The organism is Thalassospira sp. SM2505 (genome assembly GCF_054901115.1).
In genome coordinates, this window is sequence record NZ_CM142731.1 from 1,978,410 (window position 1) to 1,996,731 (window position 18,322).

At 55.0% G+C, this 18,322-nt stretch carries 30 protein-coding genes; all 30 read left to right on the forward strand.

Annotation, left to right across the window (positions count from 1 at the left end):
- Positions 1-9: 9 nt before the first annotated feature.
- The gene (gene rplC, locus ACTU44_RS09055) at positions 10-726 is read left to right on the forward strand and encodes a 50S ribosomal protein L3 (protein ID WP_114098875.1); all 717 of its coding nucleotides are present in this window, start codon (positions 10-12) and stop codon (positions 724-726) included.
- 5 nt (positions 727-731) lie between these two features.
- Positions 732-1,352, forward strand: coding sequence for a 50S ribosomal protein L4 (gene rplD, locus ACTU44_RS09060; protein WP_114098874.1), 621 nt, complete (start codon positions 732-734; stop codon positions 1,350-1,352).
- Positions 1,349-1,651 carry a 50S ribosomal protein L23 gene (locus ACTU44_RS09065; protein ID WP_068518270.1) on the forward strand — a complete coding sequence of 101 codons (303 nt, stop codon included), beginning with the start codon at positions 1,349-1,351 and terminating at the stop codon, positions 1,649-1,651. Before rplD ends, ACTU44_RS09065 begins: the two co-directional genes overlap by 4 nt.
- Positions 1,652-1,655: 4 nt before the next feature.
- The gene (gene rplB, locus ACTU44_RS09070) at positions 1,656-2,483 is read left to right on the forward strand and encodes a 50S ribosomal protein L2 (RefSeq protein WP_068518269.1); all 828 of its coding nucleotides are present in this window, start codon (positions 1,656-1,658) and stop codon (positions 2,481-2,483) included.
- Positions 2,484-2,499: 16 nt separating this feature from the next.
- Positions 2,500-2,778: a 30S ribosomal protein S19 gene (gene rpsS / locus ACTU44_RS09075; protein ID WP_008892178.1), complete on the forward strand. Its 279-nt coding sequence runs from the start codon at positions 2,500-2,502 to the stop codon at positions 2,776-2,778.
- A gap of 2 nt (positions 2,779-2,780) precedes the next feature.
- Positions 2,781-3,161, forward strand: a complete 381-nt coding sequence (rplV, locus tag ACTU44_RS09080; protein WP_114098873.1) for a 50S ribosomal protein L22 — start codon at positions 2,781-2,783, stop codon at positions 3,159-3,161.
- Positions 3,161-3,847: a 30S ribosomal protein S3 gene (gene rpsC, locus ACTU44_RS09085; protein ID WP_114098872.1), complete on the forward strand. Its 687-nt coding sequence runs from the start codon at positions 3,161-3,163 to the stop codon at positions 3,845-3,847. Before rplV ends, rpsC begins: the two co-directional genes overlap by 1 nt.
- Before the next feature lie 12 nt (positions 3,848-3,859).
- Complete coding sequence (gene rplP, locus ACTU44_RS09090) at positions 3,860-4,279, forward strand: 50S ribosomal protein L16 (protein ID WP_114098871.1); 420 nt, start codon at positions 3,860-3,862, stop codon at positions 4,277-4,279.
- Between the two features lie 6 nt (positions 4,280-4,285).
- The gene (rpmC, locus tag ACTU44_RS09095) at positions 4,286-4,486 is read left to right on the forward strand and encodes a 50S ribosomal protein L29 (RefSeq protein WP_114098870.1); all 201 of its coding nucleotides are present in this window, start codon (positions 4,286-4,288) and stop codon (positions 4,484-4,486) included.
- 27 nt (positions 4,487-4,513) lie between these two features.
- Positions 4,514-4,747, forward strand: a complete 234-nt coding sequence (gene rpsQ / locus ACTU44_RS09100) for a 30S ribosomal protein S17 (RefSeq protein WP_008892183.1) — start codon at positions 4,514-4,516, stop codon at positions 4,745-4,747.
- Between the two features lie 34 nt (positions 4,748-4,781).
- Complete coding sequence (rplN, locus tag ACTU44_RS09105; RefSeq protein WP_033067181.1) at positions 4,782-5,150, forward strand: 50S ribosomal protein L14; 369 nt, start codon at positions 4,782-4,784, stop codon at positions 5,148-5,150.
- On the forward strand, positions 5,150-5,467 hold the full coding sequence (gene rplX / locus ACTU44_RS09110) for a 50S ribosomal protein L24 (protein WP_114098869.1): 318 nt from the start codon (positions 5,150-5,152) through the stop codon (positions 5,465-5,467). Before rplN ends, rplX begins: the two co-directional genes overlap by 1 nt.
- A gap of 11 nt (positions 5,468-5,478) precedes the next feature.
- Positions 5,479-6,018, forward strand: coding sequence for a 50S ribosomal protein L5 (gene rplE, locus ACTU44_RS09115; protein ID WP_114098868.1), 540 nt, complete (start codon positions 5,479-5,481; stop codon positions 6,016-6,018).
- A 13-nt stretch (positions 6,019-6,031) separates the two neighbouring features.
- The gene (gene rpsN / locus ACTU44_RS09120; RefSeq protein WP_114098867.1) at positions 6,032-6,337 is read left to right on the forward strand and encodes a 30S ribosomal protein S14; all 306 of its coding nucleotides are present in this window, start codon (positions 6,032-6,034) and stop codon (positions 6,335-6,337) included.
- Between the two features lie 12 nt (positions 6,338-6,349).
- On the forward strand, positions 6,350-6,748 hold the full coding sequence (gene rpsH, locus ACTU44_RS09125; RefSeq protein WP_114098866.1) for a 30S ribosomal protein S8: 399 nt from the start codon (positions 6,350-6,352) through the stop codon (positions 6,746-6,748).
- Between the two features lie 11 nt (positions 6,749-6,759).
- Positions 6,760-7,293: a 50S ribosomal protein L6 gene (gene rplF / locus ACTU44_RS09130; protein WP_114098865.1), complete on the forward strand. Its 534-nt coding sequence runs from the start codon at positions 6,760-6,762 to the stop codon at positions 7,291-7,293.
- Positions 7,294-7,304: 11 nt separating this feature from the next.
- Complete coding sequence (rplR, locus tag ACTU44_RS09135; RefSeq protein ID WP_114098864.1) at positions 7,305-7,658, forward strand: 50S ribosomal protein L18; 354 nt, start codon at positions 7,305-7,307, stop codon at positions 7,656-7,658.
- 11 nt (positions 7,659-7,669) lie between these two features.
- Positions 7,670-8,245 carry a 30S ribosomal protein S5 gene (rpsE, locus tag ACTU44_RS09140; RefSeq protein WP_008892191.1) on the forward strand — a complete coding sequence of 192 codons (576 nt, stop codon included), beginning with the start codon at positions 7,670-7,672 and terminating at the stop codon, positions 8,243-8,245.
- Between the two features lie 6 nt (positions 8,246-8,251).
- Positions 8,252-8,446, forward strand: a complete 195-nt coding sequence (gene rpmD, locus ACTU44_RS09145) for a 50S ribosomal protein L30 (protein WP_007091489.1) — start codon at positions 8,252-8,254, stop codon at positions 8,444-8,446.
- A 29-nt stretch (positions 8,447-8,475) separates the two neighbouring features.
- The gene (gene rplO / locus ACTU44_RS09150) at positions 8,476-8,958 is read left to right on the forward strand and encodes a 50S ribosomal protein L15 (protein WP_114098863.1); all 483 of its coding nucleotides are present in this window, start codon (positions 8,476-8,478) and stop codon (positions 8,956-8,958) included.
- 83 nt (positions 8,959-9,041) lie between these two features.
- The gene (gene secY / locus ACTU44_RS09155) at positions 9,042-10,388 is read left to right on the forward strand and encodes a preprotein translocase subunit SecY (protein WP_114098862.1); all 1,347 of its coding nucleotides are present in this window, start codon (positions 9,042-9,044) and stop codon (positions 10,386-10,388) included.
- A 29-nt stretch (positions 10,389-10,417) separates the two neighbouring features.
- Complete coding sequence (locus tag ACTU44_RS09160; protein WP_114098861.1) at positions 10,418-11,062, forward strand: adenylate kinase; 645 nt, start codon at positions 10,418-10,420, stop codon at positions 11,060-11,062.
- 118 nt (positions 11,063-11,180) lie between these two features.
- The gene (gene rpsM, locus ACTU44_RS09165; RefSeq protein WP_114098860.1) at positions 11,181-11,549 is read left to right on the forward strand and encodes a 30S ribosomal protein S13; all 369 of its coding nucleotides are present in this window, start codon (positions 11,181-11,183) and stop codon (positions 11,547-11,549) included.
- A gap of 15 nt (positions 11,550-11,564) precedes the next feature.
- Positions 11,565-11,957, forward strand: coding sequence for a 30S ribosomal protein S11 (rpsK, locus tag ACTU44_RS09170; protein ID WP_044828432.1), 393 nt, complete (start codon positions 11,565-11,567; stop codon positions 11,955-11,957).
- A gap of 122 nt (positions 11,958-12,079) precedes the next feature.
- Positions 12,080-13,096, forward strand: coding sequence for a DNA-directed RNA polymerase subunit alpha (locus ACTU44_RS09175; RefSeq protein ID WP_462097257.1), 1,017 nt, complete (start codon positions 12,080-12,082; stop codon positions 13,094-13,096).
- A gap of 189 nt (positions 13,097-13,285) precedes the next feature.
- The gene (gene rplQ, locus ACTU44_RS09180; protein ID WP_114098859.1) at positions 13,286-13,717 is read left to right on the forward strand and encodes a 50S ribosomal protein L17; all 432 of its coding nucleotides are present in this window, start codon (positions 13,286-13,288) and stop codon (positions 13,715-13,717) included.
- Positions 13,718-13,957: 240 nt separating this feature from the next.
- Complete coding sequence (locus ACTU44_RS09185; RefSeq protein WP_462097258.1) at positions 13,958-15,424, forward strand: DegQ family serine endoprotease; 1,467 nt, start codon at positions 13,958-13,960, stop codon at positions 15,422-15,424.
- 27 nt (positions 15,425-15,451) lie between these two features.
- Positions 15,452-16,762, forward strand: a complete 1,311-nt coding sequence (locus ACTU44_RS09190; protein ID WP_462097259.1) for a replication-associated recombination protein A — start codon at positions 15,452-15,454, stop codon at positions 16,760-16,762.
- 118 nt (positions 16,763-16,880) lie between these two features.
- On the forward strand, positions 16,881-17,486 hold the full coding sequence (locus ACTU44_RS09195; RefSeq protein ID WP_336080446.1) for an FMN-dependent NADH-azoreductase: 606 nt from the start codon (positions 16,881-16,883) through the stop codon (positions 17,484-17,486).
- 274 nt (positions 17,487-17,760) lie between these two features.
- Positions 17,761-18,228 carry a DUF1499 domain-containing protein gene (locus ACTU44_RS09200; RefSeq protein ID WP_462097260.1) on the forward strand — a complete coding sequence of 156 codons (468 nt, stop codon included), beginning with the start codon at positions 17,761-17,763 and terminating at the stop codon, positions 18,226-18,228.
- Positions 18,229-18,322 lie beyond the last annotated feature (94 nt).

Consider the following 18,322-nt stretch of genomic DNA (forward strand, 5'->3'; position numbering starts at 1 on the left):
TAAGCCGCAATGCGTAGTGGACTTATTACCCAGAAGGTAGGCATGACCCGCGTCTTCAAAGACGATGGTTCCCACCTTCCTGTAACCGTACTGAAGGTCGAAGATCTTCAGGTTGTCGCCAACCGTACCAACGACACCGACGGCTACGTCGCTGTTCAGCTTGGTTATGGCAAAGCGAAAGTGAAAAACGTATCCAAGCCGATGCGTGGCCACTTCGCCAAAGCCAAGGTTGAGCCGAAAGCCAAACTTGCTGAATTCCGCGTTAGCGAAGACGGCCTGATCGAAGTTGGTGCAGAACTTTCTGCCGCTCACTTCGTAGAAGGCCAGTACGTTGACGTTATCGGCACTTCCATCGGTAAAGGTTTTGCCGGTGCGATGAAGCGTCATAACTTCGGTGGTCTGCGTGCGTCGCACGGTGTGTCTGTTTCGCACCGTTCGCATGGTTCCACCGGTCAGTGCCAGGATCCGGGCCGCGTCTTCAAAGGTAAGAAGATGGCTGGTCACCTCGGTGCCGCTCGTGTGACTGTTCAGTCCCTTAAGGTTGTCGCTTCCGACGCCGACAAAGGCCTGATCCTGATCCACGGTGCAGTTCCGGGTCACAAGGGCGCCTACGTCCTTGTTAAGGATGCTGTGAAGCGTGCTGCACCGGAAGGTCTTCCGTTCCCGGCCGCGCTTAAGGGTGCTGCCCCGGCTGCTGAAGAAGCTGTCGCCGAGGATAAGGAATAAGCATCATGAAGCTCGACATTCTTAAACTTGACGCTTCCAAGGCAGGTAACATCGATCTTGCAGAAGAGATCTTTGGTCTGGAAGTACGTCGTGACATCCTGCACCGCATGGTGAACTGGCAGCTGGCAAAACGTCGCGCCGGGACCCACAAGGTGAAGGAAAAGTCAGAAGTTTCCGCAACCACGAAAAAATTCGTGCGTCAGAAAGGTAGTGGCGGTGCTCGTCACGGTTCCCGTAAGGCTGCACAGTTCCGTGGTGGTGGTACCGTGCACGGTCCGCGCGTTCGCGACCACGCACACGATCTGACCAAGAAGTTCCGTAAACTCGCGCTTAAAACCGCTCTGTCGGCTAAAGCAAAGGACGGTAAGCTTATCGTTCTTGATAACGCGGAATTCTCGGACGCCAAAACCAAGAATCTGGTCGCAGTTTTCGGTAAACTCGGCTGGAAATCTGCACTGATCATCGATGGTGCGCAGGTCAACGAAGGTTTTGCACGCGCAGCGCGCAACATCCCGCAGATTGACGTGCTCCCGGAGATCGGTGCTAACGTCTATGACATCCTGCGCCGTGACACCCTGGTGCTGACCAAGGGTGCGGTCGAAGCGTTGGAGGCACGTCTCAAATGACGATCATCAGCAAAGAGCGGATGTACGAAGTCATCCGCGCCCCGCATATCACTGAAAAGTCGACGCTGATTTCTGAACACAACGCAGTTGCGTTCAAAGTTGCGATCGACGCCACCAAGCCGGAAATCAAGGCTGCTGTGGAAGGTCTGTTCGGGGTGAAGGTCAAGGCGGTCAATACCTCTGTGGTAAAAGGAAAAACCAAGCGTTTTCGCGGTGTTTCCGGTCGTCGGAGTGATTTCAAGAAAGCGATGGTTACCCTCGAAGAGGGTCAGTCCATCGACGTGACTACGGGAATCTAAGACAATGGCTTTGAAGAAGTTTAAACCAACCTCTCCTGGTCGCCGTCAGCTGGTTCTCGTGGATCGTTCCGATCTCCACAAGGGCAAGCCGATCAAAGCGTTGACCGAAGGTCTTCGCAAGAAAGGTGGCCGTAACAACACTGGTCGTATCACCGCCCGTCGTATTGGTGGTGGTCACAAACGTCGTTACCGTCTCATCGACTTCAAACGTACCAAGTTTGACGTCGTCGGTACCGTCGAGCGTTTGGAATATGATCCGAACCGTACCGCGTTTATCGCACTGGTTCGCTATTCCGACGACGAGCTGGCCTACATCCTCGCACCGCAGCGTCTCGCTGTCGGCGACAACGTTGTTGCCGCTGAACGCGTAGACATCAAGCCGGGTAACGCCGCACCGCTGAAGAACATTCCGGTCGGTACCATTGTCCATAACGTCGAACTGAAAGCCGGTAAAGGTGGTCAGATCGCACGTTCAGCAGGTGCATACGTGCAGCTCGTTGGTAAGGACCAGGGTTACGCCCAGCTTAAGCTGTCCTCCGGTGAGGTACGTTTGGTTCGTGGTGAATGCATGGCTACCATCGGTGCCGTGTCCAACCCGGACCATCAGAACACTAACCTTGGTAAAGCCGGCCGTAATCGCTGGCTCGGCAAGCGTCCTTCGGTTCGTGGTGTTGCCATGAACCCGATCGATCACCCGCATGGTGGTGGTGAAGGTCGTACTTCGGGTGGTCGTCACCCGGTTACGCCGTGGGGCAAGCCTACCAAGGGCAAACGTACCCGCTCGAACAAAAAGACCGACGCGCTCATCATGCGCCGTCGTCACAAGAGCTAACGGAGGAGGCTAGACTATGGCGCGTTCCGTTTGGAAGGGTCCGTTTGTTGACGGATACCTTCTTAAGAAAGCCGATACTGTCCGTGCCTCAGGCCGGAATGAGGTAATTAAGACCTGGTCGCGGCGTTCGACGATTCTGCCGCAATTCGTAGGCCTCACCTTTGGGGTTTACAATGGCCAGAAATTCTTGCCGGTGCTGGTGACCGAAGACATGATTGGTCACAAGTTCGGTGAATTCTCGCCGACCCGTACCTATTATGGTCACGCGGCCGACAAAAAGGCGAAGAGGAAGTAACGATGGGTAAGAAAGCTGACATCCGTCGGCTGGCGGATAACGAGGCTGCGGCTTCGCTCCGGGCAGTACGCATTTCCCCGCGTAAGCTCAACCTCGTCGCCGAGTCGATCCGTGGTTTGAAGGCAGAAGCTGCTTTGGCAGAACTGACCTTCTCCAATAAACGTATTTCGCAGGACGTCAAAAAGCTGCTGGAATCGGCAATTGCTAATGCCGAGAACAACCATCAGCTCGATGTCGACCGTCTCTACGTTAAAGAGGCATCTGTTGGTAAGGCCTTCGTGATGAAACGTTGGCGCGCCCGTGCACGCGGTCGCGTCGGCAAGATCATTAAGCCGTTCTCCAACATGCGCATCGTCGTTTGCGAACGTGAGGAGACCGAGTAATGGGTCAGAAAGTAAATCCGATCGGTCTGCGCGTTGGGATTAACCGTACCTGGGATTCCCGCTGGTACGCCAACAAGGCCGATTTCGCTGGTCTTCTTCATGAAGACCTTGCGATCCGTAAATACATCTTCGACCGCCTCAAGCAGGCTGGTGTAGCGAAGGTGATTATCGAACGTCCGGCGAAAAAAGCCCGCATCTCGATCCACACCGCTCGTCCGGGCGTTGTGATCGGGAAAAAAGGCCAGGACATCGAGAAGCTCAAGAACGATCTGCAGAAACTGGCGAATGCCGAAGTGCAGGTTAACATCATCGAAATCCGCAAGCCGGAAATCGATGCCAAGCTGGTCGCTGATAACATCGCCCAGCAGCTTGAGCGCCGTGTTTCGTTCCGTCGCGCTATGAAGCGCTCGGTTCAGAACGCAATGCGTCTCGGTGCTGGTGGCATTCGTATCAATGCTGCTGGTCGTCTTGGTGGCGCTGAAATCGCCCGTACCGAATGGTACCGTGAAGGTCGCGTTCCGCTGCACACTCTGCGTGCGGACGTTGATTACGGCACTTCGGAAGCACACACCACCTATGGTGTTTGCGGTCTGAAGGTCTGGATCTTCAAGGGCGAAATCATGGCACACGATCCGTTGGCTTCAGAGCGTAAAGCTCTCGAGTCGGCTGGTACCAACCGTAAGTAAGGAGATACAGATATGCTTTCTCCGAAACGTACAAAGTTCCGTAAAGCCTTCAAAGGCCGCCTTAAAGGTGAGGCCAAAGGTGGTACGGATCTTAATTTCGGTGCTTATGGCTTGAAAGCCTTGGAGCCTGAGCGTATAACGGCGCGTCAGATCGAAGCGGCTCGCCGCGCGATCACCCGCCACATCCGCCGTCAGGGTCGTGTGTGGATTCGCGTTTTCCCGGATCTCCCGGTCTCGCAGAAGCCTGCCGAAGTCCGTCAGGGTAAAGGTAAAGGCTCGATTGAATACTGGTCGGCACGCGTTAAACCGGGTCGGATCATGTTTGAACTCGACGGTGTTCCGTTGGATCTTGCACGCCGTGCTTTCGAGCTGGCAGCGGCAAAATTGCCGATCAAGACCAAGTTTGTCACTCGTCTTGGTGAAGGGGAGTAATTAGTGATGAAAGTTGCTGATCTCCGCGCTAAAAGCGCTGACGAACTGAAACAGCTGCTGCTGGACCTACGTAAAGAATCGTTCAACATGCGATTCCAGCAGGCTTCCGGTCAGTTTGAGAACACTGCGCGGGTCCGTCAGGTCCGTCGTGATATTGCCCGCATCAAAACCCTTCTCGGTAACGAGAAGGGTGCGACCGCGGCCTAAACTGGACACGCAGAGGAGTAAACACACATGCCGAGGCGTGTATTGCAGGGGACAGTCGTTTCGACCAAAAACGACAAGACCGTGGTGGTCCGTGTGGAACGCCAGGTCATGCACCCGCTGTATAAAAAGTACGTGCGTAAGTCGAAGAAATTCCACGCGCACGATGAAGAGAACCGCTTCAAAACGGGTGACGTTGTTCGCATTCGCGAATGCAAACCGATCTCGAAGTTGAAGTCTTGGGAAGTAGTGGTCGAGGAGTGAGTCCTCAGCCCAATCATAGTCAAGGGGTAAACCCATGATCCAGATGCAGTCCAATCTGGACGTTGCCGACAACAGCGGCGCTCGCCGCGTCCAGTGCATCAAGGTGCTGGGCGGCTCGAAGCGCAAAACCGCTCATGTTGGTGATGTTATCGTGGTTTCCGTCAAGGAAGCCATTCCGCGCGGTCGCGTAAAGAAGGGTGCAGTTCACAAAGCTGTCATCGTTCGCACCGCAAAGGAAATTCGTCGTGCCGATGGCTCGGCGATCCGCTTTGACCGTAACGCTGCCGTTCTCATTAATGCGAACGGCGAGCCGATCGGCACGCGTATTTTTGGCCCGGTAACCCGTGAACTTCGTTCTAAAGGTTACATGAAGATCATTTCGCTCGCTCCGGAGGTGCTGTAATGGCTGCCAAGATTAAAAAGGGCGACCGCGTCATTGTTCTGACGGGTAAAGACAAAGGGAAGACCGGCGAGGTTCTCGCCGCTTTCCCGTCCGAGAATAAAGTTCTGGTTTCGGGCATCAACCTGGTGAAACGTCACCAGCGCCCGACCGGTGCTGATGCTGGCGGCATCGTCGAGAAGGAAGCAAAAATTGCTGTTTCCAACATCGCGATTGTCGATCCGAAAGAAAACAAGCCGACCCGCGTCGGTTTCAAGACCCTTGATGACGGTCGCAAGGTTCGCTTCGCGAAGCTCAGCGGCGAAGTCATCGACAACTGAGGGACGGAAAAATGACGCGCCTGCGCGAACATTACAAAGAAGTGGTGCGTGACGCACTCCAGAAGGAGTTCTCCTACGAGAACACCATGGAGATTCCGCGCCTCGAAAAGATCGTGATCAACATGGGTGTCGGCGACGCCACCCAGGATCGCAAAAAGCTGGAAGGTGCTGCTGCGGATCTCGCTGCAATCACCGGTCAGAAGCCTATCTTCACCAAAGCGAAAAAGTCGGTAGCGGCTTTCAAACTTCGTGAAGGTATGAACATCGGTTGTAAAGTGACCCTGCGTCGCGACCGTATGTTTGAGTTCCTGGACCGTCTGGTCACCATCGCGCTTCCGCGCGTTCGTGACTTCCGCGGCCTGAACAAAAAATCCTTCGATGGTCGTGGCAACTTTGCCATGGGCTTGAAGGAACAGTTCGTCTTTCCTGAGGTAGAGTACGACAAAGTCGACTCTGTTCGCGGGATGGATATCATCATTTGTACCACGGCTAAGTCCGACGCCGAAGCTCTTGCCCTTCTTAAGGGTTTTGATCTTCCGTTCGGAAACTAACGGAGGTTGGCCCATGGCCAAGAAAAGCTCAGTAGAGCGTGAACTCAAACGTGAACGCCTGGCAAAGCAGTTTGCTGCCAAGCGTGCCGCTCTTAAAGCGGTTATCGCAAACCGCGAGACGTCCCCTGAGGACCGTATCGTGGCTGTGATGAAACTCGCCCAGCTGCCGCGTAACTCGGCTCGTATCCGTCAGCGTATTCGCTGCCAGGTATCCGGTCGTCCGCGCGGTGTCTATCGCAAATTCCGCCTGTCCCGTATCGCCCTTCGTGAACTTGCTTCGCGTGGTCAGATTCCGGGCATGGTGAAGTCGAGCTGGTAAGGAGGACATCACATGTCGATGACTGATCCAGTCGGTGATATGCTCACGCGTATCCGTAACGGTCAGCGCGTTGGTAAATCCAGCGTTGTCTCGCCGGCTTCGAAACTGCGTACCGGTGTGCTGGATGTTCTCCAGCGCGAAGGTTATATCCGCGGTTATAATGTTAGTGAAATTCGCAAGGGCGTCAGCGAAATCACCATCGAACTCAAATATTTTGAGGGCGATGCCGTGATTAAGCAGATCGACCGCGTCTCGACCCCGGGCCGTCGTGTATATTCGAAGATCAAGGATCTTCCGAAGGTATATAACGGACTCGGCATCGCAGTCCTGTCCACTCCGAAAGGGGTTCTATCGGATCAGGAGGCTCGCGAGCAGAATGTCGGCGGCGAAATCCTCTGTAAAGTATTCTAAGGAGGGCCACGATGTCGCGAGTAGGAAAAAATCCGGTGGTTGTGCCTAACGGCGTTACCATCACCTTGACCGAAGAGCAGATCAGTGCAAAAGGCAAGCTCGGTGAGCTTAACCTTACCTTGACCTCGGACGTAACCGTTACCCAGGAAGACAACCAGCTCTGGGTGAAACCGAACAACGATAGCAAGCGCGCTCGTGCCCTTTGGGGTACCACCCGTGCGAACATCGCGAACCTCGTCACCGGGGTCTCGGAAGGTTTTACCAAGAAACTGGAAATCACCGGTGTTGGTTACCGTGCGCAGGTACAGGGCAAAAACCTGGTTCTGCAGCTTGGCTTCTCACACGACGTTGAAATGGAGATCCCTGCGGGTCTGAACGTTGTTGCTGAAAAGCCGACCCTTATCGCCATCTCTGGCGCAGATAAACAGCTCGTTGGTCAGTTCGCTGCAAATGCACGCGGCTGGCGCGGTCCGGAGCCTTACAAAGGCAAGGGTGTCCGTTACGAAGGCGAGTATATCTTGCGCAAAGAAGGCAAGAAGAAGTAAGGACAGGCACGATGAAAAACGTGAGAAGCCTCTTCGAACGCCGCAAGCGTCGCGTTCGTTTTGCGATCCGCCAGAAAGCGGCCGGTCGCCCGCGCCTCAGCGTGCACCGTTCGAACGCTCACATCTATGCTCAGATCATCGACGATGTCGCTGGCACCACCCTGGTGGCTGCTTCGACCGCGGAGAAAGATCTGGCAGGCAAAGGCAGCAATGCCGAAGCCGCTGCTCTGGTTGGCAAAGCTATTGCCGAGCGCGCAGTCAAAGCTGGTGTGAAAACGGTCGTATTCGATCGTGGCGGGTATCTGTTCCATGGCCGGGTGAAAGCTCTGGCCGATGCCGCCCGTGAGGGCGGTCTGGACTTCTAAGGAGCACGACCATGGCACGTAACCAGAATCAACAGCAGCAGGCACCGAAAGCCCGTGAAGAAAACGAACTCGTCGACAAGCTGGTTGGTATCAACCGCGTCGCGAAAGTCGTTAAGGGCGGCCGTCGCTTTGCTTTCTCCGCAATGGTAGTTGTCGGTGACCAGCGTGGTCGCGTCGGATACGGCACGGGTAAAGCCCGTGAAGTTCCGGAAGCGATCCGTAAGGCTACCGAAGCTGCTAAACGCAACATGATCCGCGTTCCGCTTCGTGAAGGTCGTACCCTTCACCATGATACGCAGGGCCATTTCGGTGCAGGCAAGGTTATCCTTCGCTCGGCTCCGGCTGGTACCGGTATCATCGCCGGCGGTGCGATGCGTGCGGTTTTCGAAACTATGGGCGTTCAGGACGTTGTGTCCAAATGCACCGGTTCGAACAACCCGCACAACGTGATCCGCGCAACCCTTGACGCTCTGGTCAACGGTGCATCCCCGCGTCAGGTCGCTGCTAAGCGTGGCCTGAAAGTCGGTGACGTCGTTGCCCGTCGCGATAGCGGTTCGGCTGCTGCCGCCGTTCTCGAAAAGGAGTAATTCGATATGGCTGCTAAGAAAAAAGCGACCGTACGCGTTACCCAGACGGGTTCGCCGATCGGACGTCCGGCTGATCAGCGCCAGACCCTTGTGGGTCTTGGCCTGAACAAACTGCACCGGACTCGTGAGCTGGAAGATACCCCAGCTGTTCGCGGTATGATCGCAAAGGTCAAACACCTCGTCCGTGTGGACGAGGCTTGATTGACCCCAGATCGAAAAGGTGTTGAACGATGAAACTCAACGAACTTGCCGATAACCCGGGTGCCCGCAAGGCGCGCACCCGCGTCGGTCGCGGCATCGGTTCGGGCAAAGGCAAAACTTCTGGCGCAGGTCAGAAGGGTCAGAAGTCCCGTTCAGGTGTAGCCATTAATGGCTTCGAAGGCGGGCAGATGCCGGTCTATCGCCGTCTTCCGAAACGCGGCTTCAAAAACCCGTTCAAGAAACAGTTCGGTGTTGTGAACCTTGGTACCCTTCAGACCGCCGTTGATAACGGTGTTCTTGAAGAAGGTGCAAATGTCACCATCGCTGTTCTGGCGGAAAAAGGTCTTGCCCGTCCGCAGAAAGACGGTCTGCGCCTTCTGGCTAAAGGCGAACTGAAAGCGAAACTGAACATCGAAATCTCCGGTGCTTCCAAAGCAGCTGTTGAAGCTGTCGAGAAAGTCGGTGGTTCGGTCAAGGTTCTTGCTCCGGTCGCTGCAGAAAAAGCAGAATAAGCCTAGAATGACTTCGTGAGGGTCCGGTTCCAGTAATTTGCGGGACCGGACCCTCCAGTTTATGTGTATTGGGAGATGAGTGCATGGCATCGGCCGCCGAGCAGCTTGCCGCGAACCTGAATTGGTCGTCTTTTTCTAAGTCGACCGAGCTTAAAAAGCGTATCTGGTTCACTTTGGGAGCGCTTATTGTATACCGTCTGGGGACTTATATTCCGGTTCCTGGTGTTGACCCGTCCATTCTTGCTGACATTTTCCGTCAGAATGCGGGCGGCGTTCTGGGCATGTTCGACATGTTCGCCGGTGGTGCGCTGGGTCGTATGACGATCTTTGCGCTGAATATCATGCCGTATATCTCGGCCTCCATTATCATTCAGCTGATGACAACTGTTTCGCCGTCTCTTGAGGCTCTCAAGAAAGAAGGTGAACAGGGTCGTAAGAAAATTAATCAATATACCCGCTACCTGACGGTGCTGATTGCGACGGTCCAGGCGTGGGGCATTGCTGTTGGTCTGGAAAGCATGACCGGTTCGACCGGTGCTGCTGTTCATGACCCGGGCATGTTCTTCCGCTTTACCGCTGTTGTGACGCTTGTTGGTGGTACCATGTTCCTGATGTGGCTTGGTGAACAGATCACCCAGCGTGGCATCGGCAACGGCATTTCGCTGATCATCTTCACCGGTATTGTTGCCGGTCTTCCGAGCGCGATTGCCGGTACTCTGGAACTTGGCCGTACCGGTGCGATTTCTGCACTGGTTATCGTCGCGATCATCGTTCTGGCGATTGCGGTTATCGCATTCATCGTCTTTGTTGAGCGTGCACAGCGTCGCGTTCTGATCCAGTACCCGAAACGCCAGGTCGGCATGAAGGTCATGGAAGGTCAGAGCTCGCACCTGCCGCTCAAGATCAACACTGCCGGTGTTATTCCGCCGATCTTTGCAAGCTCGCTTCTGCTGATGCCGCTTTCGGTTGCTCAGTTCACTGCGGGTGGCAATGCGCCGGAATGGCTGACAACGGCGACCGCACTGCTTGGTCGTGGCCAGCCGCTTTACATCGCGCTTTATATCGGCCTGATCGTCTTCTTTGCCTTCTTCTACACTGCGGTTGTTTTCAACCCGGAAGACACGGCAGACAACCTGAAGAAACACGGTGGCTTTATTCCGGGCATCCGTCCGGGCAAAAATACCGCAAATCATCTGGATTTCATTCTGACCCGCCTGACGGTTATCGGTGCAGCTTATCTCGCATTCGTCTGTATCCTGCCGGAACTGCTGATCGCGGAATGGTCTGTGCCCTTCTACTTTGGTGGGACTAGCCTCCTGATCGTAGTCACGGTAACCATGGATACCGTTGCGCAGATCCAGTCTCATATGCTGGCTCATCAGTATGAAGGCCTGATCAAGAAATCCAAACTGCGTGGTCGCCGCCGATAAAAACGACTGCGGAATTCAGGGGGAAGACGATGAATATTATCCTTCTTGGCCCTCCCGGTGCAGGGAAAGGCACTCAGGCCAAGCGTCTCGAAACGGGGCGCGGCATGATCCAGCTTTCGACTGGTGACATGCTTCGTGCAGCGGTTGCTGCCGGGACTGAGTTGGGGATGAAGGCAAAGGAAGTCATGGATGCAGGACAGCTTGTATCCGACGATCTGATGATCGGTCTGATTTCCGAACGACTTGACCAGGATGACGCCAAGGGTGGTTTCATTCTGGACGGGTTCCCGCGCACGACGGCACAGGCAGAAGCCCTTGACGTCATGCTGGAAACCAAAGGTCTGGCACTTGATTATGTGATTGAACTGCGTGTCGATGACGCAGCGTTGGTTGCCCGCATCGTGGGCCGCTATACCTGTGCCAAATGCGGGCAGGGATATCATGACGAGTTCCAGAAACCCGCTGAAGAAGGTGTCTGCGACGTATGTGGCGGCACTGAATTCAAACGCCGTGCGGATGACAACGCCGAGACGGTCACCTCGCGACTGGACGCTTATCACAAGCAGACAGCACCGATCATTCCTTACTATGAAAAGGTCGGTAAGCTGAAAACAGTTGACGGGATGGCTGAAATCGACGAAGTTACGCGCGAGATTGAAGCCATCCTGGGGTAATTTCCCGGGCAGGGCGTTTTTTGCTTGCGGGTTAGCAGCGATGCTGGCCCGCTTTTGCAGCGTTCTACCCTACCGGATCTGCCCTTGGGTTTGTTAACAGGAAACAGGAGTTCACATAGTGGCTCGTATTGCTGGCGTAAACATCCCGACCGCGAAGCGCGTCGTGATTGCGCTTACCTACATCACCGGCATTGGCCCGGCGAAATCGAAAGAAATTTGCGAAAAGGTCGGAATCGAAGCAGCGACCCGCGTTCATCAGCTTTCTGATGACCAGGTTCTGAAGATTCGTGAAGTCATCGACGCTGATTACACCGTTGAAGGCGACCTTCGTCGTGAAACCGCAATGAACATTAAACGTCTGATGGATCTGGGCTGCTATCGCGGTCTCCGTCACCGTCGCGGTCTCCCGGTACGCGGTCAGCGTACTCACACCAACGCTCGCACCCGTAAGGGCCCGGCTAAGCCGATTGCTGGCAAGAAGAAGTAAGGTAGGGGAACGACAATGGCGAAAGCTCCTCAGACTCGCGTCCGTCGCCGCGAGCGTAAGAATATTACGAATGGTATCGCGCACGTAAACGCGACCTTCAACAACACCATGATCACCATCACCGACGTTCAGGGTAACACCATTTCCTGGTCGACCGCTGGTGGTATGGGTTTCCGCGGTTCGCGTAAATCGACTCCGTATGCTGCACAGATGGCTGCCGAAGACGCAGGTAAAAAAGCTGCTGAACACGGCATGAAAACTCTTGAAGTACAGGTTAAAGGCCCGGGTTCGGGACGTGAATCTGCACTGCGTGCGCTTCAGGCTGTCGGTTTCACCATTACGTCGATCAAAGACGTAACGCCGATTCCGCACAACGGTTGCCGTCCGCGTAAACGTCGTCGCGTCTAATCGCGTCGATCTTTGCGGACGACCCCGCGTTTGGGCCCGGATACGCCGGGCCCCTTCGCGTTTCTCGCGAGGGCAAATTTTTGTCCTCCTTACCATAGGCTCCAGTTGCGAAGGTGGGTCTCGTGATTCAAAAGAACTGGCAGGAACTGATTAAGCCGACGAAGCTTGATGTTACTCCGGGTACAGATGCCAGCCGCATCGGTACGATCGTGGCGGAACCGCTGGAGCGCGGTTTTGGTCAGACTCTGGGTAACGCGCTGCGTCGCATTCTGCTGTCGTCGCTCCAGGGTTCGGCGGTGACTGCGATCCAGATCGACGGTGTATTGCACGAATTTTCGTCGATTCCGGGTGTGCGTGAAGATGTTACCGACATCATCCTGAACATCAAGACCATGGGCGTGCGTATGCATGCTGAAGGTCCGAAGAAAATGGTTCTGAAGGCGACCGGCCCCGGTGCCGTCACCGCAGGTCAGATCGAAACCGGCGCGGATATCGAAATCCTCAACCCGGATCTCGAGCTGTGCCATCTTGACGATGGTGCAACGCTGAACATCGAATTTACCGTTGATAACGGTAAAGGCTATGTCGCAGCAAGCTCGCACAGCTGTTCGGATGCACCGATCGGTCTTATTCCGATTGATGCGATCTTCAGCCCGATCCGTAAAGTGGCCTACAAGGTGGAAAACACCCGTGTTGGTCAGGATACCGATTTTGACAAGCTGTCGCTGACTGTTGAAACCAACGGCGCACTGACCCCGGAAGATTCGGTTGCACTTGCTGCCCGTATCCTTCAGGACCAGCTGTCCCTGTTCGTCAACTTCGAAGAGCCGGAAGCGGTTGTCGAAGAGAAGAAAGAAGACGAACTTCCGTTCAACCGTAACCTTCTTCGTAAGGTTGACGAGCTTGAACTGTCGGTACGCTCGGCAAACTGCCTGAAGAACGACAACATCATCTATATCGGTGATCTTGTTCAGAAGACCGAAGCAGAAATGCTCCGTACGCCGAACTTCGGCCGTAAGTCGCTGAACGAAATCAAAGACGTACTGGCTCAGATGGGCCTGCATCTCGGTATGGAAGTCGGCGGTTGGCCGCCGGAAAACATCGAAGAACTTGCTCGCAAGTTCGAAGATCCGTTCTAAGAACGGGTCTTCGGCCTTCGGGCCGTTTTCGGAGCAATTGTTGCTCCAAACCGGAAAGACCGAACTGTTTGGCATTTCCGGCGGGCTAGTTGCCCACACCGCACGTGCATGACCTGACTTTGCTCAGGGTGGCGGCGCGGTTTTACAATCGGTTTCGTGAGCGAAGCCAGGCTATTTAGGAGAGTTACCATGCGTCACGGTATGCAAGGCCGTAAGCTTAATCGTACTTCGTCCCATCGTAAGGCGATGTTTGCCAACATGGCAGTTTCGCTGCTCACCCACGAGCAGATCAAAACCACTCTTCCGAAGGCCAAGGATCTTCGCCCGTATGTCGAAAAACTGATTACGCTGGGCAAGCGGGGCGACCTGCATGCACGCCGTCAGGCTATTTCGATCCTGCGTGACGATAAAGTCGTTGCCAAGCTGTTCGGCGAAATCGCTGATCGCTACAAAGAGCGTGCTGGTGGTTACACCCGCGTTCTCAAGGCAGGCTTCCGTTACGGCGATGCGGCACCGGTGGCTGTGATCGAACTTGTTGATCGCAACGTCGATGCAAAAGGCGCGGCTGACCGCGCTCGCCTCGAAGCAGAGGGCGAAGGCGAAGAAGCAGCTGCTGAATAAGCATCGCTTCGGCCTTTAAGAAACAGAAACGGGCGATGCCATATGGTGTCGCCCGTTTTCTTTTATTCTGGTCCTTTTACCCTGACGTCACTTAAGGTGCCTGTCAGGAATTTTGTTCATATTTCCGCCAATGTTGCGCGGCAAATCTTGTTTTCCTAATTCATATGTCTGTGGATTGCCGGCAACACGATCCTTTACTCAGACACATCACATGGTTTGACAGCAGTGAGAGAGAACGACGTGCAGGTAAGATGGATTCCAGCCATTCTGACAATCGCAACGATTTCCATGGCCGCCCTTGTTGGCGTTGCGCCAGTCGGGGAAGCACAGGCCCAAACCCGGACAAATCATACTGAAGATCGCCGACTGCCAACCAGTCAGGCCGAAGTCAAAATGTCTTTCTCGCCGCTGGTCAAACAGACCGCACCGGCTGTGGTCAATATCTATACCAAGAAGGTCGTCGCCGAGCGTCAGCGCACACCGTTCTTCAATGATCCGTTCTTCAAGCAATTCTTTGGGGAGCGGTTTGGAGGTGCATTTGGCGCGCCGCGCCAACGGGTGGAACGGTCTCTTGGCTCGGGTGTTATCGTTTCTGGCGACGGTACAGTTGTGACCAACCACCATGTGATTGATGGCGCAAGCGAGATCCGTGTGGTCCTGCATGACAACCGGGAATTTGATGCCGAGCTTGTCGGATCGGACGAACGTACCGATCTGGCCGTTCTCAAGTTGCGCGGTGTCGAAAGTGCCTTGCCCGCCATCTCGTTTGGCGATTCCGATGCGGTCGAGGTCGGTGATCTTGTTCTGGCCATCGGTAACCCGTTTGGCGTAGGGCAAACCGTCACGAGCGGGATTGTGTCGGCTCTGGCACGTGCCGGTGTTACCGGGCAGGATTATCAATCCTTCATCCAGACCGATGCGGCGATCAACCCGGGGAACTCGGGCGGGGCGCTGATTGATATTGATGGCAAGCTGATTGGTGTCAACTCGGCGATCTTTACAAAGTCGGGTGGATCGAACGGCATCGGCTTTGCTGTTCCGGTCAATATGGTCAAGGTCGTAATGCGCGGTCTGATCAGTGGCGATTTACGCCGTCCATGGGTCGGGGCAAGTGGTCAGGCGGTGACGGCTGATCTGGCGGCCTCGCTTGAACTTGATCGTCCGCATGGTGTTCTGATCAGTGCTATTCGCGACGGCAGCCCGGCCGACCGCGGGGGACTTCGCGCCGGCGATGTTGTCGTGGCGGTAAACGGCCTTCCGGTTGATAACCCCAATGAACTGAAATTCCGGATCGCGACCCTTGAACTGAACCACGATGCAGAACTTCTGGTTCTACGCCGTGGCAAGGAAACCGTGCTGTCGATGCCGCTTGAAGTCGCACCGGAAAAACCGGCTCGCGATGAAAGCGTGATTGATGGCAATAACCCGTTTAGCGGCACCAAGGTTTCAAACATGAACCCGGCACTGGCTGACGAGCTCGGGGTTGATACCCTGACCGAAGGCGTGGTCATCCTTGGGGTCGCACGCGACAGTCTTGCCCGTCGCGCACGTCTTCAGGCCGGTGACTATATTGTTGAAATCAATGGTCAGAAGATTGACTCGGTCGCGCGCCTGAAGGAAGTTGTCAAATCAGGCGAACGCAGCCGGGACTGGAAAATTGCGGTAAAACGTGATGGCAAGGTTTTGACAGGCGAGTTTACCCTGTAACGGCCACCCGTAACGAGAAGACCGCTTATGCCATCCCTGTTTGAAAGTCAGGTATCCCGGCCTTTGGCCGACAGACTTCGCCCCGCCAAGCTCGACGAGGTGGTGGGGCAGGGGCATCTGTTTGGCGATGACGGTCCGATCACCCGCATGATTAAAACCGGGCGCGTGCCCTCGGTCATCCTCTGGGGGCCGCCCGGTTGTGGCAAGACCACATTGGCACGTCTGATGGCCGATGTGGCCGATATGGCTTTTGAACCGCTTTCGGCGATCTTTTCCGGGGTTGCTGATCTGCGCAAGGTGTTCGAACGCGCCCGCGGGCGCCGCGCCACCGGCGGGGCGACCTTGCTGTTCATCGATGAAATCCATCGTTTCAACAAGGCCCAGCAGGACAGCTTCCTGCCCTATGTCGAAGACGGGACGATTACGCTTATTGGTGCGACAACCGAAAACCCGTCCTTTGAGCTCAATGCCGCCCTTTTATCGCGCTGTCAGGTGCTAGTTCTCAAGCGTCTGGATGATAAGGGACTTGAAGAACTTCTGGTTCGTGCGGAAAAGGAAATGGGCTTTGAGCTTCCGCTCACATCCGAAGCGCGAGAAACCCTGCGTGCCATGGCTGACGGCGACGGGCGTTATTTGCTCAACCTTGCCGAAGAACTGTTTTCGATGCCGCCCAGTGACGATGGCCCGCTTGGCGTTGCCGAGCTTGCGCGTACAGTGCAAAAGCGGATGCCGATCTATGACAAGGGTGATGACAGCCATTACAACCTGATCAGTGCGCTGCATAAATCCATTCGCGGCTCGGATCCGGATGCGGCCCTTTACTGGTTTAACCGCATGCTGGCCGGGGGAGAGGATCCCAAATTCGTTGCGCGCCGTCTGACCCGTATGGCGGTTGAGGATATTGGGCTGGCCGATCCGCAAGCCCAGCAATTCTGCATTGGTGCCTGGGAATCCTATGAGCGGCTTGGCAGCCCCGAGGGCGAGCTTGCTCTGGCCCAGGCTGTGATTTACCTCGCCCTGGCGCCCAAATCGAATGCCGGTTATTCGGCTTATAAGAAGTCGCTCAAAATCGCGCGTGAAACCGGCTCCCTGATGCCACCGGCCCACATCCTTAATGCGCCGACCAAGCTGATGAAAGATATCGGTTATGGTACCGGTTATGCCTATGACCATGATCAGGAAGATGGTTTTTCCGGTCAGAATTACTTCCCCGATGGCATGCGTCGGCAGAATTTCTATGAGCCGGTCGAGCGTGGATTTGAACGCGATCTGAAAAAGCGGGTCGAATATTTCGACCGTCTGCGTCAGGATCGGCAACAAAAGCGGCCTAAAGATTAACTGACGGTTGGTTAGTTATCATTTTGGAAACAATCTGGTGAACAGTCTTGGGATAAACAGGAACGGCAGAGAAGAGTAGTTTCAGGTCAACAAACGAACACGTTTCTGGAGACCTCAAATGACCAATATTCTGCATGTGAACGCATCTGTGAACGGTGAGAATTCCAACTCCCGTCAGATCGCTTCCAAACTGATCGAGCGTATCGTTGCTGCCGATCCGTCCGCCAAAGTCGTTGAGCGTGATGCCAATGATAAAGCAATTTCCGCACTGACCGGTGAAACTGTTGGGGCCTTCTACACCCCGGAAGAATCCCGTACCGACGCACAGAAAGAAGTAATTGCTGTCTCGGACAAGATGGTTGCCGAACTTCAGGCGGCTGATGTGCTTGTCATTGGTGCGCCGATGTATAACTTCAGCGTTCCTTCGACCCTCAAAGCCTGGGTTGACCTGATTGCCCGTGTTGGTGTGACCTTCAAATACACCGAAAACGGCGCGGTTGGCCTGCTCGGCGGCAAAAAAGCCTATGTTGTTGTTGCGACTGGCGGCGTGCCGGTCAACAGCCCTGCGGATTTTGCGACCCCGTATTTGAAACAGGTGCTTGGTTTCGTCGGGATTTCGGAAGTTGAAATCATTGACGCATCCGGCTTTGCGGTAAATGCCGAAGAAGCCATGCAGCGCGCCATCGCCAATGTCGAAGCAGTTGCATTGCCTTCTGTCGCCTGATCGAACAACCTTGACTGCGAATGCAGTGCGAATTTGCTGATCAACGAAACCAATTCCCCCCCCCCCCCCGTTCGTTGATTGCTGTATTTCGCATCTCCCGGTGCCCGACTGTTCCCCAGTCGGGCATTTTGATTCCTGCCCAATTCGTATTATTGTAATCGCCGTGTCGGCGTGTGCCAGATGGGCTGGCTTGCGTGCAAACAGACAGGTGGTGCGATTGAGACGGCTGGTAATGTTTGCAATATGGGGCCTGGTAGTACTCACAGGGATATTTGTGGTCGTTCGCTTTACCGGGTTGATCGACCATATGTTACCGGCAGGTGAGCCGCCCAAATTCACCTTCGCACCTGATACGCCGGTGCCGCAAACACGCAACTTCTTCGTGGCCTGCCCGGATGATCTGCTGCCCAAAACAGACCGGTCAATGCAAAGCCCGTATTTTAATGCGGCGGCATCGACACTGGCCGATGTCATGATCGAAACGGCTCCCGCACACGGCATGACAGCCAAAACCGGTGTCAGTGGTGCGGAGCCCGGACGCCTGTACTTCCTTGCACGCAGCCCGATTTTCCATTTTCCCGACTGGGTCGAGGTCGAGCTTGTCCTGCCCGAAAAGGGCGGTGATATTTCGTTTTGCCTGTTTGCCCAGTCGGTCTATGGTCTTGACGATATCCAGCAAAACGAGAAACGCACCCGGGCCTGGATTGCCGATATTGTCACCAGAATGGGACCGGCGGGTTAATCCAAACTTAGATCATTGAAATTAAAAGTACACTGAGGTCAGATAGCAGACCTGATCTGCGATCTGGTCGTAAGCGTGCCGGGGTTCTGATATT

Excerpts from the sequence above, each read along its gene's own strand:
- rplR (WP_114098864.1), top strand. The coding sequence starts at position 7,305 with ATGAAAAACGTGAGAAGCCTCTTCGAACGCCGCAAGCGTCGCGTTCGT.
- rpsH (WP_114098866.1), top strand. The coding sequence starts at position 6,350 with ATGTCGATGACTGATCCAGTCGGTGATATGCTCACGCGTATCCGTAAC.
- rplQ (WP_114098859.1), top strand. The coding sequence starts at position 13,286 with ATGCGTCACGGTATGCAAGGCCGTAAGCTTAATCGTACTTCGTCCCAT.
- rpsQ (WP_008892183.1), top strand. The coding sequence starts at position 4,514 with ATGCCGAGGCGTGTATTGCAGGGGACAGTCGTTTCGACCAAAAACGAC.
- ACTU44_RS09065 (WP_068518270.1), top strand. The coding sequence starts at position 1,349 with ATGACGATCATCAGCAAAGAGCGGATGTACGAAGTCATCCGCGCCCCG.
- rplC (WP_114098875.1), top strand. The coding sequence starts at position 10 with ATGCGTAGTGGACTTATTACCCAGAAGGTAGGCATGACCCGCGTCTTC.
- rplV (WP_114098873.1), top strand. The coding sequence starts at position 2,781 with ATGGGTAAGAAAGCTGACATCCGTCGGCTGGCGGATAACGAGGCTGCG.
- rplO (WP_114098863.1), top strand. The coding sequence starts at position 8,476 with ATGAAACTCAACGAACTTGCCGATAACCCGGGTGCCCGCAAGGCGCGC.
- rplF (WP_114098865.1), top strand. The coding sequence starts at position 6,760 with ATGTCGCGAGTAGGAAAAAATCCGGTGGTTGTGCCTAACGGCGTTACC.
- rpsC (WP_114098872.1), top strand. The coding sequence starts at position 3,161 with ATGGGTCAGAAAGTAAATCCGATCGGTCTGCGCGTTGGGATTAACCGT.
- rplD (WP_114098874.1), top strand. The coding sequence starts at position 732 with ATGAAGCTCGACATTCTTAAACTTGACGCTTCCAAGGCAGGTAACATC.
- rplP (WP_114098871.1), top strand. The coding sequence starts at position 3,860 with ATGCTTTCTCCGAAACGTACAAAGTTCCGTAAAGCCTTCAAAGGCCGC.
- rpmC (WP_114098870.1), top strand. The coding sequence starts at position 4,286 with ATGAAAGTTGCTGATCTCCGCGCTAAAAGCGCTGACGAACTGAAACAG.
- rpsS (WP_008892178.1), top strand. The coding sequence starts at position 2,500 with ATGGCGCGTTCCGTTTGGAAGGGTCCGTTTGTTGACGGATACCTTCTT.
- secY (WP_114098862.1), top strand. The coding sequence starts at position 9,042 with ATGGCATCGGCCGCCGAGCAGCTTGCCGCGAACCTGAATTGGTCGTCT.
- rplX (WP_114098869.1), top strand. The coding sequence starts at position 5,150 with ATGGCTGCCAAGATTAAAAAGGGCGACCGCGTCATTGTTCTGACGGGT.
- ACTU44_RS09160 (WP_114098861.1), top strand. The coding sequence starts at position 10,418 with ATGAATATTATCCTTCTTGGCCCTCCCGGTGCAGGGAAAGGCACTCAG.
- rplN (WP_033067181.1), top strand. The coding sequence starts at position 4,782 with ATGATCCAGATGCAGTCCAATCTGGACGTTGCCGACAACAGCGGCGCT.
- rpmD (WP_007091489.1), top strand. The coding sequence starts at position 8,252 with ATGGCTGCTAAGAAAAAAGCGACCGTACGCGTTACCCAGACGGGTTCG.
- rplE (WP_114098868.1), top strand. The coding sequence starts at position 5,479 with ATGACGCGCCTGCGCGAACATTACAAAGAAGTGGTGCGTGACGCACTC.
- rpsN (WP_114098867.1), top strand. The coding sequence starts at position 6,032 with ATGGCCAAGAAAAGCTCAGTAGAGCGTGAACTCAAACGTGAACGCCTG.
- rplB (WP_068518269.1), top strand. The coding sequence starts at position 1,656 with ATGGCTTTGAAGAAGTTTAAACCAACCTCTCCTGGTCGCCGTCAGCTG.
- rpsK (WP_044828432.1), top strand. The coding sequence starts at position 11,565 with ATGGCGAAAGCTCCTCAGACTCGCGTCCGTCGCCGCGAGCGTAAGAAT.
- ACTU44_RS09195 (WP_336080446.1), top strand. The coding sequence starts at position 16,881 with ATGACCAATATTCTGCATGTGAACGCATCTGTGAACGGTGAGAATTCC.
- ACTU44_RS09190 (WP_462097259.1), top strand. The coding sequence starts at position 15,452 with ATGCCATCCCTGTTTGAAAGTCAGGTATCCCGGCCTTTGGCCGACAGA.
- rpsE (WP_008892191.1), top strand. The coding sequence starts at position 7,670 with ATGGCACGTAACCAGAATCAACAGCAGCAGGCACCGAAAGCCCGTGAA.